Here is a 14,049-nt window from a genome sequence, read left to right on the forward strand (position 1 = left end):
TCAGATTTGCGCAATGCTTGTAATGCGGAGACCGGCAACGGCAGTTGTGCGGGCATCAATGACAGTGACCAGCGCTACTACTGTAATGCCAAAGCAGGTAACGGAAGCTGTGCGGGTATCATAAACAGCGACCTGCGCAGCCAATGTAATGCCTTGAATCACTGAGTGCACGGCTCATCCGAGTCCCCATTCATCCTGGGCCACTCCGCGCCATGCGGCTCCCTGGCAATCAAGGAAGTGTGTAATGAGACTAATACTCGCAGTGATGCTGATGTTCAGCAGCTACGTTTACGCCAGTTGCGAAAACATCAGCAACGATGACCAGCGTAACTATTGCAAGGCGCGTGAGGGCCGGGGCGGTTGTCAGAATATTAAGAACGACGACCAGCGCAACGCTTGCAAAGCGGAAACGGAAGGTACGGGTGATTGTGGAAACATTCGCGATGATGACCAGCGCAACTATTGCAAAGCCAAGCAAGGCTCCGGCGGTTGCCAAAACATCAAGAATGACGACATGCGCAATGCCTGCAAAGCGCAAACAGAAGGTACGAGTGACTGTGGAAACATTCGAGATGATGACCAGCGCAATTACTGCAAGGCCCAGCAAGGCTCTGGAGGTTGCCAGAACATCAAGGACGACGGTCTGCGCAACCAGTGCAAATCCTTGGCACCTTAGCTGAACGACACAGAGACAGCCGCGTGATAAAGGTGACAGGTCCTTTATTTAAATAGATCTGTCACCTCTTTCCACCTGCTACTGCTGGACGGCTTCGCCGTCCCGGCCTCCCCACCTCACGAATCTATACTATTTTTAAGACTCTCTGGATTGACCTGCTCCCGATCAGAACAGGTCGACGGTCATCAATGATCCGTAACAGGAGATCGCATCATGAAGCGCTTGCTTGGGTCCCTTGGATTCTCAACGTTACTGGTGGCATCGACAGTGTTCGCTCATCACGGCTGGAGCGAGTACGACGCGAGCAAACCCTTGCAGCTGGACGGAACGATCGAAGAGTCCGGTTATTCCCACCCGCACGGGTTCATTCGCCTGAAGACCGACGACAAGACCTGGAGCGTCGTGCTGGCACCGCCATCGCGCATGGAAAACCGGGGGCTTTCCAGGGAAATGCTGAGTGTCGGCAAGCGGGCTACGGTGGTGGGCTATCAAAATCGCAACAACCCCGATGAACTGCGCGCAGAACGCATCACGGTCGACAACAAAACCACCGAGTTACGCTGATGCAGACAACCGGCACCAGCGGTGGATCGAGTCTGGACGGCTGGCTGGACTACGCGAGTGACTCGCCACTCGGGTCGGCCATGCGAAGCGAGTTATGGCTGTATCCGATCGTCGAGGTGGTTCACATCATTGGCTTCGTGGTGCTTGTCGGCTCGGTCGTCATGTTCGATCTGCGGGTTCTCGGGCTGTCGAAAGGTCTTCCGGTGACGGCACTGGCTCGCCACCTCCTGAGATGGGGAGTCGCGGCCCTGCTATTGATCGTCCCGGCTGGGCTGATGATGTTTTCAGCCCATCCACACGACTTCGCATCCAACGGCGTTTTTATCCTGAAGCTTTGCTTGATCGGTATTGCGGGCCTCAATGCGGCTCTTTTTCATGTTGGTGTGTTCCGTTCAGTAGACCGGTGGAACACCGACACCGCGGCGCCTGGAATAGCAAAAATCCAGGCGATATTTTCGATTATGTTATGGATCAGCGTGGTGCTCTGTGGCCGACTGCTAGCCTACACCTGACTGGGCAACATGGAAAAAAGGGAAAAAAGGGGCCTGATCTATTTATTCCACTTCCAACAAGTAGTATTAGAGTGCCCACCTCAAAGCGCTAAGGACAGAAACGCCCATGAAACCGTTGTATTCAGGCTCGCTCCTGCTTCTGATTACGGGTTGCTCGCCGATCCCGCAATACGAAACCCCTGCCAATGCTCCCCAAGCGCAGATTCGCAGTGAAATGGACGCACTCATCAACCGCCGTAACTACTTGACCCTTAGCGCAGCGCCGACCATTGCCTGCAAGTACGGCAGGTCGGTACCCGTGACACCCGCTCGGGAACTATTCTCGGTCAGTGGCGGGTACCCCTCGGAACCCGAAGGTTTTCGAGCCATTGAAGCGGGCAAACCGATCCACCTGGTGCTGGAGGGCGGGGCCAGCGGCAACCGCAGATGCACGGTCGATTTTGTAACTGAGTTCATGCCGGGGGGCCGCTATGTGATCAAGGGCGGCATCACCGATGGCCCCAATGTCATGAGCGGCTGCCAGATCAACATCGTTGATCTGGATTCCGGAGCGCGACTTTTACAGGCTAAGCAATCAGCGGCCAACGGCTGTGCCCTGGATCGGTTATCACTGCCGACGCCTTGAGCGCGCCGACCGATTGAGCGCTGTCATCTATTCCTTTACTGATCGTCGGGCCCTCGACCGCGCTGGCATCAGCGTTAAAACGGATAGCAACCGCCAGGTCAAGGACAGAGCTAACTGCTACGCGAACTAATCAAGGCGTTTAAGACAAGGTGACTGACCTATTTATTGAAATAGATCTGTCACCTTTTTTTTACGACTTTCTTCAGCAACTCGTATAGCCCAGCAGGCACCAGCGGCGTTTCGCCAGTAATACTGTCGAGCGACAGCCACTTCGCAACAAAGGCAGCACCATCGCTTTCTTGAGCATCCAGGTGGGGCAGCTCATAAACGCTGGCATCCACGAATTTCGCATCGTAGACCTGCACGATTTCGTGCCCGGGCGTGCCGGCATAAGTGAAGATGTTTTCGAGTGTGCCGAGAAGGCGAACATCGGTGATGGATAAACCCAGCTCTTCGTCGACCTCACGTAGTACGGCTTGGGCGCTGGTTTCGCCAAACTCGATGCCGCCACCGATCGGGCGCAAGAAGGGCTTTCCAGCAACGGGGTCGAGTGCTTCGTTGACCAGTATCTTGCCATCGTGATGGAAGAGGCAGAGTGCGAGGGCTCGGATGCGGAGTGTGGTCATGAGGTGAAGTCCATTTGCTTTGTTTAAACCCTGTGGCAGGTGCGTCCGTTCGGCGTGGCTGCTGGCTGCTGGCTGCTGCTACAGGGTGTCCGTTTTGATATCAGAAGTTAGCCGGGGTGTTGGCGCTGATGATTTCCGCTTCATCCTGGCCAATATTGCGGAACTTGTGAGGCAGCGTCGTCGGAAAGTAATACCCGTCGCCAGCATTGAGCACACTGATCTGCCCATCAACCGTCAACTCAACCGTGCCCCGCGTCACCAACCCACACTCCTCCCCTTCCGAGTGCACAATCGGCTCTTCCCCCGAACTCGCGCCCGGCGCGTATTGCTCGCGCAACAAGCGCATCTGCCGGCTCGGCACCGACGCGCCAATCAGCAGCAATCGCAGCCCATGACGCCCAAGATCCGGCTGTTCATTGGCGCGGAACACATACTGATGCTCACGCGGCGGCTGGTCGAAGGTGAAGAAGTCCGCCAAAGACATGGGAATGCCTTCGAGCAGTTTTTTGAGGGAGCTGACGGAGGGACTGACCCGATTCTGTTCGATCAGGGAGATGGTGGCATTGGTGACGCCGCTACGCCGGGCCAGCTCGCGCTGGGACAGTTTGTAGCTTTCGCGTACTAGTTTGAGTCGTGAGCCCGTGTCCATGACAGCCTTATGCGAGAAATACTTAAGGGTTATGGGGGTGGATGGCGGGCGACTTTTGGCCGCGAAAGTACCGCTTCCCTGTCCCGGAAATGTGAAAGGCGGGTATTAAATCACGTTTGGTGGTGTTGCTCAGCAGGTTCGATGAATGGGTGGGTGAAAAGGTTGTTGGGGGCTGATGGCAGCCTGTTCACAGATGGAAACTGTGGGTATGAGTGGTCTTGCGATGGGGGTCCGGCAGTCAACATCGATGGTGGCTGATTTGGCCTCATCGCGGGCAAGCCCGCTCCCACAGTTTGAACTGCGGTGTTGGCTGAGTTTGTGTGCACCGCTAGTGCCTGTGGGAGCGAGCCTGCTCGCGATGGCGGTGTGTCAGCTACATCAATGGCAGCTGATGTGGCCTCATCGCGAGCAGGCTCGCTCCCACAGGTTTCTGCGCGGGGCTTAGATACCGAACCGATCACGCAGCGCATAGTACGCGGCGCCCATGGCGGTGAGGGGTGCCTGGAAGGTGCGGCCGCCGAGCATCGGCATGTGCGGGAGCGAGGCGAACGCGTCGAAGCGTTCGGCGTCGCCGCGGATCATTTCCGAGATCAGTTTGCCGGCCAGGTGCGAGCAAGTGACGCCGTGGCCGCTGTAACCTTGCATGTAGTAGGCGTTTTTCTCGATGCGTCCGAATTGCGGCATGCGCGACATGGTCAGCAGGAAGTTGCCGGTCCAGCGGTAGTCGATTTTCACGTCCTTGAGTTGCGGGAAGGTCTTGAGGATTTTCGGCTTGATCAGTTGCTCGATGTCGTCCGGTTCGCGGGCACCGTAGACCACGCCGCCGCCGTACAGCAGGCGGTTGTCGGCGGTGAGGCGGTAGTAGTCGAGCAAGTAATTGCAGTCTTCGACGCAGTAGTTGTTTTTGATCAGGCTGCGCGCAACCTTTTCCGACAACGGTTCAGTGACGACGATTTGCGAGCCGCACGGCATGCTTTTGCGTGTGACCCGGTTGTCGAGGTCTTGCGGCAGGTAGGCGTTGCCGGCGATCAACAGGTATTTGGCGCGCACGACGCCTTTGGCGGTGCGCACGGTGATCGGTTCGCCGTAGGTGATTTCCACCGCTGCCGATTGCTCGTAGATTTTCCCGCCCAAGCCGATGATGGCCGAGGCTTCGCCGAGGGCCAGGTTCAGCGGGTGGATGTGACCGCCCTGCATGTCGAGCAGGCCGCCGACGTAGTTGTCGCAACCGACTTCGCGCTTGATGTCCGCCGCGTCGAGCATTTTAAGGTTTTTGTTGCCGTAACGTTCCCAGCTGCTTTTTTGCTCGGCCAGGCCTTTGAGCTGCTTCTTGTTCAGCGCAGCGAAGATGCCGCCCGGCTTGTAGTCGCACTGGATGTCGTAGTGCTGTATGCGCTGGCGGATGATGTCGGCGCCTTCGAAGATCATGCTGCCGAGGACTTCAGCGGTCTTGTCGCCGTAGCGTTCTTCGATGACATCGACGTCGCGGCTGTAGGAGTTGACCAGTTGGCCGCCATTGCGACCGCTGGCGCCAAAACCGACTTTGGCGGCTTCGAGCACGGTCACGCTGTAGCCCGCTTCGCACAGGAACAGGGCCGAAGACAGACCGGTGTAGCCGGCGCCAATGATGCAGACGTCGCAGTCCACGGCTTGTTCCAGGACCGGGAAATCGCCGGTGAAGTTGCGGGTGGCGGCGTAATAGCTGTTTACGTGGGTTTGTTTCACAGAATCTTGTTTCATAGCTTTCTCCGATGGCCACCGGCAGTGCCGGCGACCGTCGCTTTTTTTATAGGTGTTAGAGCTTGATCCAGGTCGCTTTGAGTTCGGTGTATTTGTCGAACGCGTGCAGCGATTTGTCCCGACCGTTACCCGATTGCTTGTACCCGCCGAACGGCGCGGTCATGTCGCCGCCGTCGTACTGGTTGACCCAGACGCTGCCGGCGCGCAAGCCGCGAGCGAAGGTGTGGGCCTTGCTCAGGTTGCTGGTCCAGACGCCTGCGGCCAGTCCGAAGATGCTGTCGTTGGCGATGGCCAAGGCTTCTTCAGCGGTGTCGAAGGTGATCAGCGACAGCACAGGGCCGAAAATTTCTTCGCGGGCGATGGTCATAGCGTTGGTCACGCCGTCGAAAATCGCCGGTTCCACGTACAGGCCGCCGGTGCTTTCAAGGGTGCGGCTACCGCCCGCGATCAGTTGCGCGCCCTGGTCCTTGCCGACCTGGATGTAGCGCAACACGTTGTCCAGTTGGCGCTGATCGACAACCGCGCCGACGGTGGTTTCCGGGTCCAGTGCGTGGCCCGGTTTCCAGGCTTGCAGCGCTTCCACCAACAGCGGAATGAACTGCTCGCGGATCGAACGCTCCACCAGCAGACGCGAACCGGCGGTGCAGACTTCGCCCTGGTTAAAGGCAATCGCACCGGCCGCTGCTTGTGCTGCCGCGCGCAAATCCGGCGCGTCGGCGAACACCACGTTCGGGCTCTTTCCCCCTGCTTCGAGCCAGACGCGTTTCATGTTGCTTTGCCCGGAATAGATCATCAGTTGCTTGGCAATCGCGGTCGAGCCGGTAAAGGCCAGCACGTCGACGTCCATGTGCAATGCCAGCGCCTTGCCGACGGTGTGACCGTAACCCGGCAGGACGTTGAACACGCCTTTCGGGATGCCGGCGTCCAGTGCCAACTGGGCGATGCGGATGGCGGTCAGTGGCGACTTTTCCGAAGGCTTGAGGATGAACGAGTTGCCGGCCGCGAGTGCCGGGGCGAACTTCCAGCTGGCCATGATCAGCGGGAAGTTCCACGGCACGATGGCGGCGACCACGCCCGCAGGTTCGCGGGTGATGAGGCCGAGTTGATCGTGCGGCGTGGCGGCGACTTCATCGTAGATCTTGTCGATGGCTTCGGCGCTCCAGCGGATCGCGTTGGCGGTCGCCGGGATGTCGATGTTCATCGAATCGTTGATCGGCTTGCCCATGTCGAGGGTTTCGAGCAGGGCGAGCTCTTCCTGGTTGGCCAGGATCAGATCGGCGAAGCGGATCAGGATGCGCTTGCGCTCGGCCGGGGCTTTTTTCGCCCAGATGCCGGACTCAAAAGTTTGGCGCGCGACGGCGACTGCCGCGTTGGCGTCGGCTTCGTCGGTGCTGGCGACATTGGCCAGGAAGCGGCCGTCGACCGGGCTGATGCATTCAAAGCTGTCGCCGCTGAGTGCCGGGCGGTATTGGCCGTCGATGAAGGCGCGGCCTTCGATAGTGAGGGACTGGAAGCGTTGTTCCCAGTCGCTGCGAGTGTTTGTCATGGTTGTGACTCGACGCAGAGGAATAAGTAGTCGTTGAATTGATTGCCAGTCAGCAAAGGATCAGAACACCGCAGCCCGCTGTGGGAGCGGGCTTGCCCGCGATAGCGGTGCGTCAGGCGCCATCAATGGTGATGGTGATGACGCCATCGCGGGCAAGCCCGCTCCCACAGGGTTTGGCGGTGCACACAGGCTTTGTGTTCACCTCCTCCCCTTTACTGACGGGTTTTCGCCCATCAAACGGTGTGCAGATACCAGTTGTACTCAAGGTCCGAGATGGAATTCTCGAACTCGGCCAGCTCGCTTTCCTTGCACGCCACGAACACGTCGATGTACAGCGGGTCGATGTAACGGGCCATGACTTCGCTGTCGTCCAATTCGCGCAATGCATCGCGCAGGTTGTTCGGCAGGCTCTGCTCGTTCTGCTCGTAGCTGTTGCCTTCCACCGGGGCGCCCGGTTCGATCTGGTTGGTCAGGCCGTGGTGAATACCGGCCAGCACCGACGCCATCAACAGATACGGGTTGGCATCGGCGCCCGCCACGCGGTGTTCAATGCGCACCGAATCGGCGGAACCGGTCGGCACTCGCACGGCAACGGTACGGTTGTCGATGCCCCAGCTAGGCGAGTTCGGCACGTAGAACTGCGCGCCGAAACGGCGGTACGAGTTGACGTTCGGGCACAGGAAGGCCATCTGCGCCGGCAGGGTCTCGAGCACACCGCCGATCGCGTGTCGCAGCGCGGCGTTCTGCTCGGGATCCTCGCTGGCAAAGATGTTGTTGCCTTCTTTGTCGAGAATCGAAATGTGCACGTGCAAACCGTTGCCGGCCTGGCCCGGATACGGCTTGGCCATAAACGTGGTGTCCATCTCGTGGTCGTAGGCGATGTTCTTCACCAGACGCTTGAGCAACACCGCGTAGTCGCAGGCCTTTATAGGGTCATTGACGTGATGCAGGTTCACTTCGAACTGCGCCGGGGCGCTTTCCTTGACGATGGCGTCGGCAGGAATGCCCTGCTCTTTCGCGCCTTCGAGGATGTCTTGCAGGCAGTCGACGTATTCGTCGAGGTCGTCGATCAGGTACACCTGGGTCGACACCGGACGCTTGCCCGAGACCGGCGAACGCGGCGACTGCGGACGACCGTTCACGTTGTCCTGGTCGATCAGGTAGAACTCCAGTTCGAACGCCGCGCAGATGGTCAGGCCCATGTCGTCGAACTTGCGCACCACATTGGCCAGCACTTCACGCGGGTCAGCGAAGAACGGCTGACCTTCGAGTTCGTGCATGGTCATCAGCAATTGCGCGGTTGGGCGCTTCTGCCACGGCTCAATGCTCAGGGTGTCAGGGATGGGATAGCAGATTCGATCCGAGTCGCCGATGTCCAGACCCAGGCCGGTGCTTTCCACCGTAGAACCATTGATGTCCAGAGCAAACAGAGACGCGGGGAGGTTGATGCCTTTTTCGTAAACCTTATGAAGACTGGTGCGTTCGATGCGCTTGCCGCGCACCACACCGTTCATATCCGCAATCAGAAGGTCGACGTACAAAACCTCAGGATATTTCTTAAGGAATGCGTTTGCTTCGTTGAGTTGAACGGTACGCAGAGGGACCGACATTTTGCACCTATTTAGCTGTTAATTATTATGTTCACTACCTTGTTGCGAGCCCAGTCAATCCGAAAGGCAAAGTGAAGTCAATAGCGAACACTTGGCCTTTCAACCTTTATTTTCGGGCCTTTTTGGGGGACGAGAGTGCCAGATCAGTCTTTGGCACCGCGTAAATCATGAGGATCGGACGATCGGCGTTTAGAATTTTTTACATGAGAGTTGTTAATTAAAATCAACAAGGCTAAGCTCCGGAAAAGCTCGTTCAAGTGTGAAACTTCGAGGTGATAAAAATGGCATTCAAGCCATTGATCGGCGTTACAGCGTGCGTCAAACAGATTGGCCTGCACCCCTACCACATCAGCGGCGACAAGTACTTGCGTGCTGTCAGCGTCGCGGCTTTGGGGCTGCCGGTGGTCATTCCATCCCTAGGCGAACTGACTGAAATCGAGGATGTGCTCGCGCATCTCGACGGTCTGCTGCTGACCGGCTCGCCCTCGAATGTGGAACCCTTCCACTATCAAGGCCCGGCCAGTGCCCCCGGCACGGATCACGATCCGGCGCGGGACGCCACCACCCTTCCTTTATTGCGTGCAGCCATTGCGGCGGGCGTGCCGGTGCTCGGCATCTGCCGCGGCTTTCAGGAAATGAACGTGGCGTTCGGCGGCAGCCTGCACCAGAAGGTGCATGAACTGCCCGGCATGCTCGATCACCGCGAAGCGGACAGCCCAGAGCTGGCGGTGCAATACGCCCCGGCGCATGCGGTGACGGTGCAACCGGGTGGCGTGTTCGAAGCGCTGGAGTTGCCGACCGAGTTCAGGGTCAATTCGATTCACAGTCAGGGCATTGATCGACTGGCTCCGGGCTTGCGCTCGGAAGCGGTTGCGCCGGACGGTTTGATCGAGGCGATTTCGGTGGAGCACAGCCAGGCGTTTGCCGTCGGTGTGCAATGGCACCCGGAATGGCAGGTCCTGTCGAACCCGCCCTACTTGAGCATTTTCCAGGCGTTCGGTGATGCGTGCCGGCGACGGGCCGCGTTGCGTAAAACCCGCTGAGTCAAAACCCGTTTACTGCCCCCGCGAGTCAGGCGGGCGTGTCTTTGCGCGTCCGTGACTTGCGACAACAACACACTGCGATAACAACAAGTACTACCAGGCAGCCAGGACGGCGGCGCCGAATAAGCCCGCTCCGGGCTTGCAATCAACTATTAAGTCAGGCCGCGTTGGCCCGACGACTGAAACCTGTTGGGAGTTTCACATGGCAAACGCCTCCAGCATCTACAGGAAGGCTCTTGAAGGTCACCAGGCACCGAAAAAGGTGCTGGTGAAAGTCGACCGCGTCACCAAGAAATTCGACGAAACCACCGCGGTGGATGATGTCTCGCTTGAGATCCATCAAGGCGAAATCTTCGCCCTGCTCGGTGGTTCCGGCTCCGGCAAATCGACCCTGCTGCGCATGCTCGCAGGCTTCGAGCGCCCGACCGAGGGACGGATTCTGCTCGACGGTGTCGACATCACCGACATGCCGCCGTATGAACGGCCGATCAACATGATGTTCCAGTCATACGCCTTGTTCCCGCACATGACTGTGGCGCAGAACATTGCCTTCGGCCTCAAGCAGGACCGTTTGCCCGCCAGCGAAATCGACGCCCGCGTTGAAGAGATGCTGCGCCTGGTGCACATGACCCAGTACGCCAAACGCAAACCCCACCAATTGTCCGGCGGTCAGCGTCAGCGCGTGGCCCTCGCCCGCTCCCTGGCCAAACGTCCGAAGCTGTTGCTGCTCGACGAACCGATGGGCGCACTGGATAAAAAGCTGCGTTCGCAGATGCAACTGGAGCTGGTTGAAATCATCGAGCGGGTCGGCGTGACCTGCGTGATGGTGACCCACGACCAGGAAGAGGCCATGACCATGGCCGAGCGCATCGCGATCATGCACTTGGGCTGGATCGCGCAGATCGGCAGCCCGGTCGACATTTATGAAGCACCGGTCAGCCGCATGGTCTGCGAGTTCATCGGCAACGTGAACGCCTTCGAAGGCACGGTGGTGGAAGACCTTGAGGGTCACGCGATCATTCACAGCCCGGACCTGGAACAGAAGATTTACGTCGGTCACGGCGTCAGCACCTCGGTGCAGGACAAGTCGATCACCTACGCGATCCGCCCGGAAAAAATGCTGGTCAGCACCCTCAAGCCGGACACCCGCTACAACTGGTCCGAAGGCAAGGTGCATGACATCGCCTACCTCGGCGGTCACTCGGTGTTTTACGTGGAATTGCCTGGCGGCAAAGTTGTGCAGTCGTTCATGGCCAACGCCGAACGCCGTGGCGCGCGGCCGACCTGGGACGACAAGGTCTACGTGTGGTGGGAAGACGACAGCGGCGTGGTACTGCGCTCATGAAAACACTCAATCAGCAGTTCATGCGGCTGATGCCGAGTGGTCGAAAGCTCGTCATCGGGATTCCTTTCCTGTGGCTGTTCCTGTTCTTCATGCTGCCGTTCTTCCTGGTGATGAAGATCAGCTTCTCGGAAGCGGCACTGTCCATTCCTCCTTACTCCGAGATCTACACCTTCGCCGAGCAGAAATTCCAGCTGCTGCTGAACCTCGGCAACTACTCGTTGCTGACTCAGGATGAGCTGTACATCTCGGCCTACTTCGGCTCGTTGAAGGTCGCGTTTTTAAGCACGTTGATGTGCCTGGTGATCGGTTTTCCGATGGCCTACGCCATCACCAAGGCCAGCAAGGAAACGCAAAACGTTTTGCTGCTGCTGATCATGATGCCGACCTGGACCGCGATCCTGATCCGCGTCTACGCGTGGATGGGCATTCTCAGCAACAACGGTTTGCTCAACGGTTTTTTGATGTGGACCGGGCTGACGGATCACCCGATCGAGATCCTCAACACCAACACGGCCGTGTACATCGGCGTGGTTTACGCCTACTTGCCGTTCATGGTGCTGCCGCTGTACGCCAACCTCGTCAAGCACGATCAAAGCCTGTTGGAAGCGGCGTCGGATCTGGGTTCGAGCAACTTCAACAACTTCTGGAAAATCACCGTGCCGCTAGCCAAGAACGGGATCATCGCAGGCTGCATGCTGGTGTTCATTCCGGTGGTCGGTGAGTTCGTGATTCCGGAGCTGCTGGGCGGCCCTGAGACGCTGATGATCGGTCGCGTGCTGTGGCAAGAGTTCTTCAATAACCGCGACTGGCCAGTGGCATCTGCCCTGGCGGTAGTGATGCTGTTGATCCTGATTGTGCCGATTCTGCTGTTCAACCGCAGTCAGGCCAAAGAGATGGAGGCACGGGGATGAAACGCTTCGGATTTTCAAAGTTCATGCTGATTTTCGGCCTGTCGTTTATCTACCTGCCGATGTTGATTCTGGTGATCTACTCGTTCAACGCTTCCAAACTGGTGACGGTCTGGGGTGGCTGGTCGTTCAAGTGGTACGCCGGTCTGCTCGACAACACGCAACTGATGGGTTCGGTGGTGCGCTCGCTGGAAATCGCCTGCTACACGGCGATTGCGGCGGTGGCGTTGGGGACGTTGGCGGCATTCGTGCTGACTCGCGTGACGCGCTTCAAGGGTCGCACCTTGTTTGGCGGTCTGGTGACTGCGCCGCTGGTGATGCCGGAAGTCATCACCGGTCTGTCGCTGTTGCTGCTGTTCGTGGCGATGGCGCAGTTGATCGGCTGGCCGATGGAGCGCGGCATTGTCACCATCTGGATCGCCCACACCACGTTCTGTGCGGCGTATGTCGCGGTGGTGGTCTCGGCGCGTCTGCGTGAGCTGGATTTGTCCATCGAAGAAGCGGCGATGGACCTTGGGGCGAAGCCGTTCAAGGTGTTTTTCCTGATCACCATTCCGATGATCGCGCCGTCACTGGCGGCCGGCGGCATGATGTCGTTTGCCCTGTCGCTGGATGACCTGGTGTTGGCGAGTTTTGTCTCGGGGCCCGGTTCGACGACCTTGCCAATGGAAGTGTTCTCGGCGGTGCGTCTGGGGGTGAAACCTGAGATCAATGCCGTGGCGAGTCTGATTCTGTTGGCCGTTTCGATCGTGACCTTCATGGTCTGGTACTTCAGCCGCCGTGCCGAAGCCACCCGCAAACGTGCGATCCAGGAAGCGATGGACCAGACCGCGAGCGAATCGTGGCAGCAACCTGAAAAGCGAATGGTGGAAGCCACGGTTTAGGTTGATGAGTTAACGGTGGCGAGGGAGCTTGCTCCCTCGCCACAGGTTGTGTGTTGCCCCACAGGTTTTGTATTTACCGCATTTTTGCTTTGTGTCACTGAATAAAAAGAATGGAGTTGTACCGATGAAAATGTTTGGCAGGACTCTGCTGACACTGTCCTTAGTGGGCGCAATGGCTGCCGGCGCCCAGGCCAATGACAAGGTTCTGCGCGTCTATAACTGGTCGGATTACATCGCCCCGGACACGGTCAAGAAGTTCGAAGACGAGACCGGCATCCGCGTGACTTACGATGTGTTCGACAGCAATGAAACCCTTGAGGCACGGCTGCTCGCCGGCAAGTCCGGCTACGACATCGTGGTGCCGTCCAACAGTTTCCTGGCCAAGCAGATCAAGGCCGGTGTCTATCAGGAACTGGACAAGTCGAAGCTGTCGAACTGGAAAAACCTCAACCCGGTGCTGCTGAAAAACGCCTCCGCGAGCGACCCGGATAATGGCCACGCCTTCCCGTACATGTGGGGCTCGATCGGCATCGGCTTCAACCCGGCCAAGGTCAAGGAAGTGCTCGGCGCCAATGCACCGACCAACTCCTGGGACTTGCTGTTCAAACCGGAAAACGCGGAAAAACTGAAAGCGTGCGGCATCAGCTTCCTCGACTCGCCTACCGAGATGCTCCCGGCGGCCCTGCACTACCTGGGTTATCCGGTGAACTCCCAGGACAAGGCTCAGATCGCCGAAGCCGAAGCGCTGTTCATGAAAATTCGGCCGTCGGTGGCGTATTTCCATTCGTCGAAATACATCTCCGACCTGGCCAACGGCAACATCTGCGTCGCGGTCGGTTACTCCGGGGACGTGCTGCAAGCCAAGGCGCGCGCTCAGGAAGCGGGCGACAAAGTGAAGATCGATTACAGCATTCCCAAAGAAGGGGCCGGCAGCTTCTACGACATGGTCGCGATCCCCAAGGACGCGGCGAACGTGGAGAACGCCTACCTGTTCATGAACTTCCTGATGCGCCCGGACATCATCGCCGAGATCACCAACAACATCGGTTACAGCAACGCCAATGCGGCGGCCACGCCGCTGGTGGATGAGGCGATCCGGGACGATCCGGGGTCGTATCCGCCACAAGCGGTCATGGCGACGCTGTATGCGATTCCGGATATGCCGATCGGCGTTCAGCGCGTGATGACCCGGGGCTGGACGCGGGTGAAACTCGGGAAATAGTCGCTCAATGATCGTTCCCACGCTCTGCGTGGGAATGCAGCCCGGGACGCTCCGCGTCCCTTCCAAAGCCGAACGCGGAGCGTCCGTGGAGGCATTCCC

The 14,049-nt window shown here is 58.5% G+C and carries 14 protein-coding genes; 8 read left to right on the forward strand and 6 right to left on the reverse strand.

Translation table 11 applies throughout. The features are described from left to right. Nucleotides 1-250 precede the first annotated feature (250 nt). Nucleotides 251-607 carry a hypothetical protein gene (locus tag K0F88_RS32965; protein ID WP_219094882.1) on the reverse strand — a complete coding sequence of 119 codons (357 nt, stop codon included), beginning with the start codon at nt 605-607 and terminating at the stop codon, nt 251-253. 282 nt (nt 608-889) lie between these two features. On the opposite strand from K0F88_RS32965, the gene K0F88_RS09210 reads away from it, so the two are divergent. The 3 genes from K0F88_RS09210 (at nt 890) to K0F88_RS09220 (ending at nt 2,377) form a co-directional block, all read left to right on the forward strand. Beyond that, entirely contained in the window at nt 890-1,240 is a 351-nt protein-coding gene (locus K0F88_RS09210; RefSeq protein ID WP_094471848.1) for a DUF6152 family protein, read from the forward strand. After that, entirely contained in the window at nt 1,240-1,752 is a 513-nt protein-coding gene (locus tag K0F88_RS09215; protein ID WP_094471847.1) for a DUF6644 family protein, read from the forward strand. Before K0F88_RS09210 ends, K0F88_RS09215 begins: the two co-directional genes overlap by 1 nt. 106 nt (nt 1,753-1,858) lie before the next feature. Then, on the forward strand, nt 1,859-2,377 hold the full coding sequence (locus tag K0F88_RS09220; protein ID WP_219094883.1) for a hypothetical protein: 519 nt from the start codon (nt 1,859-1,861) through the stop codon (nt 2,375-2,377). Nucleotides 2,378-2,556: 179 nt separating this feature from the next. Here K0F88_RS09220 and K0F88_RS09225 read toward each other — a convergent pair whose 3' ends face one another. The 5 genes from K0F88_RS09225 to K0F88_RS09245 all read right to left on the reverse strand — a co-directional run bounded on the left by K0F88_RS09225 (nt 2,557) and on the right by K0F88_RS09245 (nt 8,548). After that, complete coding sequence (locus K0F88_RS09225) at nt 2,557-3,003, reverse strand: NUDIX hydrolase (RefSeq protein ID WP_094471844.1); 447 nt, start codon at nt 3,001-3,003, stop codon at nt 2,557-2,559. A 100-nt stretch (nt 3,004-3,103) separates the two neighbouring features. Further along, a complete protein-coding gene (locus K0F88_RS09230) occupies nt 3,104-3,652 on the reverse strand; it encodes a cupin domain-containing protein (RefSeq protein ID WP_007946335.1) in 549 nt (182 codons plus the stop codon). A 441-nt stretch (nt 3,653-4,093) separates the two neighbouring features. After that, the gene (locus tag K0F88_RS09235) at nt 4,094-5,377 is read right to left on the reverse strand and encodes an FAD-binding oxidoreductase (protein ID WP_094471854.1); all 1,284 of its coding nucleotides are present in this window, start codon (nt 5,375-5,377) and stop codon (nt 4,094-4,096) included. A 70-nt stretch (nt 5,378-5,447) separates the two neighbouring features. Continuing rightward, nucleotides 5,448-6,938, reverse strand: coding sequence for an aldehyde dehydrogenase (locus K0F88_RS09240; RefSeq protein ID WP_094471842.1), 1,491 nt, complete (start codon nt 6,936-6,938; stop codon nt 5,448-5,450). Nucleotides 6,939-7,171: 233 nt separating this feature from the next. Next, the gene (locus K0F88_RS09245) at nt 7,172-8,548 is read right to left on the reverse strand and encodes a glutamine synthetase family protein (RefSeq protein WP_094471841.1); all 1,377 of its coding nucleotides are present in this window, start codon (nt 8,546-8,548) and stop codon (nt 7,172-7,174) included. A 281-nt stretch (nt 8,549-8,829) separates the two neighbouring features. On the opposite strand from K0F88_RS09245, the gene K0F88_RS09250 reads away from it, so the two are divergent. The 5 genes from K0F88_RS09250 to K0F88_RS09270 all read left to right on the forward strand — a co-directional run bounded on the left by K0F88_RS09250 (nt 8,830) and on the right by K0F88_RS09270 (nt 13,950). Next, nucleotides 8,830-9,591 (forward strand): gamma-glutamyl-gamma-aminobutyrate hydrolase family protein, encoded by a 762-nt coding sequence (locus tag K0F88_RS09250; protein ID WP_219094884.1) that lies wholly within the window; start codon nt 8,830-8,832, stop codon nt 9,589-9,591. Nucleotides 9,592-9,793: 202 nt separating this feature from the next. Further along, nucleotides 9,794-10,936 (forward strand): polyamine ABC transporter ATP-binding protein, encoded by a 1,143-nt coding sequence (potA, locus tag K0F88_RS09255; protein WP_077749122.1) that lies wholly within the window; start codon nt 9,794-9,796, stop codon nt 10,934-10,936. Nucleotides 10,937-10,965: 29 nt separating this feature from the next. Then, a complete protein-coding gene (locus tag K0F88_RS09260; protein WP_176457795.1) occupies nt 10,966-11,847 on the forward strand; it encodes an ABC transporter permease subunit in 882 nt (293 codons plus the stop codon). Then, the gene (locus K0F88_RS09265) at nt 11,844-12,728 is read left to right on the forward strand and encodes an ABC transporter permease subunit (RefSeq protein WP_010455442.1); all 885 of its coding nucleotides are present in this window, start codon (nt 11,844-11,846) and stop codon (nt 12,726-12,728) included. The genes K0F88_RS09260 and K0F88_RS09265 overlap by 4 nt, the downstream gene beginning before the upstream one ends. A gap of 124 nt (nt 12,729-12,852) precedes the next feature. Next, a complete protein-coding gene (locus K0F88_RS09270; protein ID WP_094471838.1) occupies nt 12,853-13,950 on the forward strand; it encodes a polyamine ABC transporter substrate-binding protein in 1,098 nt (365 codons plus the stop codon). Nucleotides 13,951-14,049 lie beyond the last annotated feature (99 nt).

Origin of the sequence: Pseudomonas sp. UMAB-40 (assembly GCF_900095275.1) — a bacterium.
GTDB lineage: Bacteria > Pseudomonadota > Gammaproteobacteria > Pseudomonadales > Pseudomonadaceae > Aquipseudomonas > Aquipseudomonas mandelii_B.

Coding starts and splice junctions, on each gene's coding strand:
- K0F88_RS09265 (WP_010455442.1), top strand. CDS start 11,844: ATGAAACGCTTCGGATTTTCAAAGTTCATGCTGATTTTCGGCCTGTCG.
- K0F88_RS09240 (WP_094471842.1), bottom strand. CDS start 6,938: ATGACAAACACTCGCAGCGACTGGGAACAACGCTTCCAGTCCCTCACT.
- K0F88_RS09210 (WP_094471848.1), top strand. CDS start 890: ATGAAGCGCTTGCTTGGGTCCCTTGGATTCTCAACGTTACTGGTGGCA.
- K0F88_RS09250 (WP_219094884.1), top strand. CDS start 8,830: ATGGCATTCAAGCCATTGATCGGCGTTACAGCGTGCGTCAAACAGATT.
- K0F88_RS09225 (WP_094471844.1), bottom strand. CDS start 3,003: ATGACCACACTCCGCATCCGAGCCCTCGCACTCTGCCTCTTCCATCAC.
- K0F88_RS09260 (WP_176457795.1), top strand. CDS start 10,966: ATGCCGAGTGGTCGAAAGCTCGTCATCGGGATTCCTTTCCTGTGGCTG.
- K0F88_RS09215 (WP_094471847.1), top strand. CDS start 1,240: ATGCAGACAACCGGCACCAGCGGTGGATCGAGTCTGGACGGCTGGCTG.
- K0F88_RS09270 (WP_094471838.1), top strand. CDS start 12,853: ATGAAAATGTTTGGCAGGACTCTGCTGACACTGTCCTTAGTGGGCGCA.
- K0F88_RS09245 (WP_094471841.1), bottom strand. CDS start 8,548: ATGTCGGTCCCTCTGCGTACCGTTCAACTCAACGAAGCAAACGCATTC.
- potA (WP_077749122.1), top strand. CDS start 9,794: ATGGCAAACGCCTCCAGCATCTACAGGAAGGCTCTTGAAGGTCACCAG.
- K0F88_RS09230 (WP_007946335.1), bottom strand. CDS start 3,652: ATGGACACGGGCTCACGACTCAAACTAGTACGCGAAAGCTACAAACTG.
- K0F88_RS09220 (WP_219094883.1), top strand. CDS start 1,859: ATGAAACCGTTGTATTCAGGCTCGCTCCTGCTTCTGATTACGGGTTGC.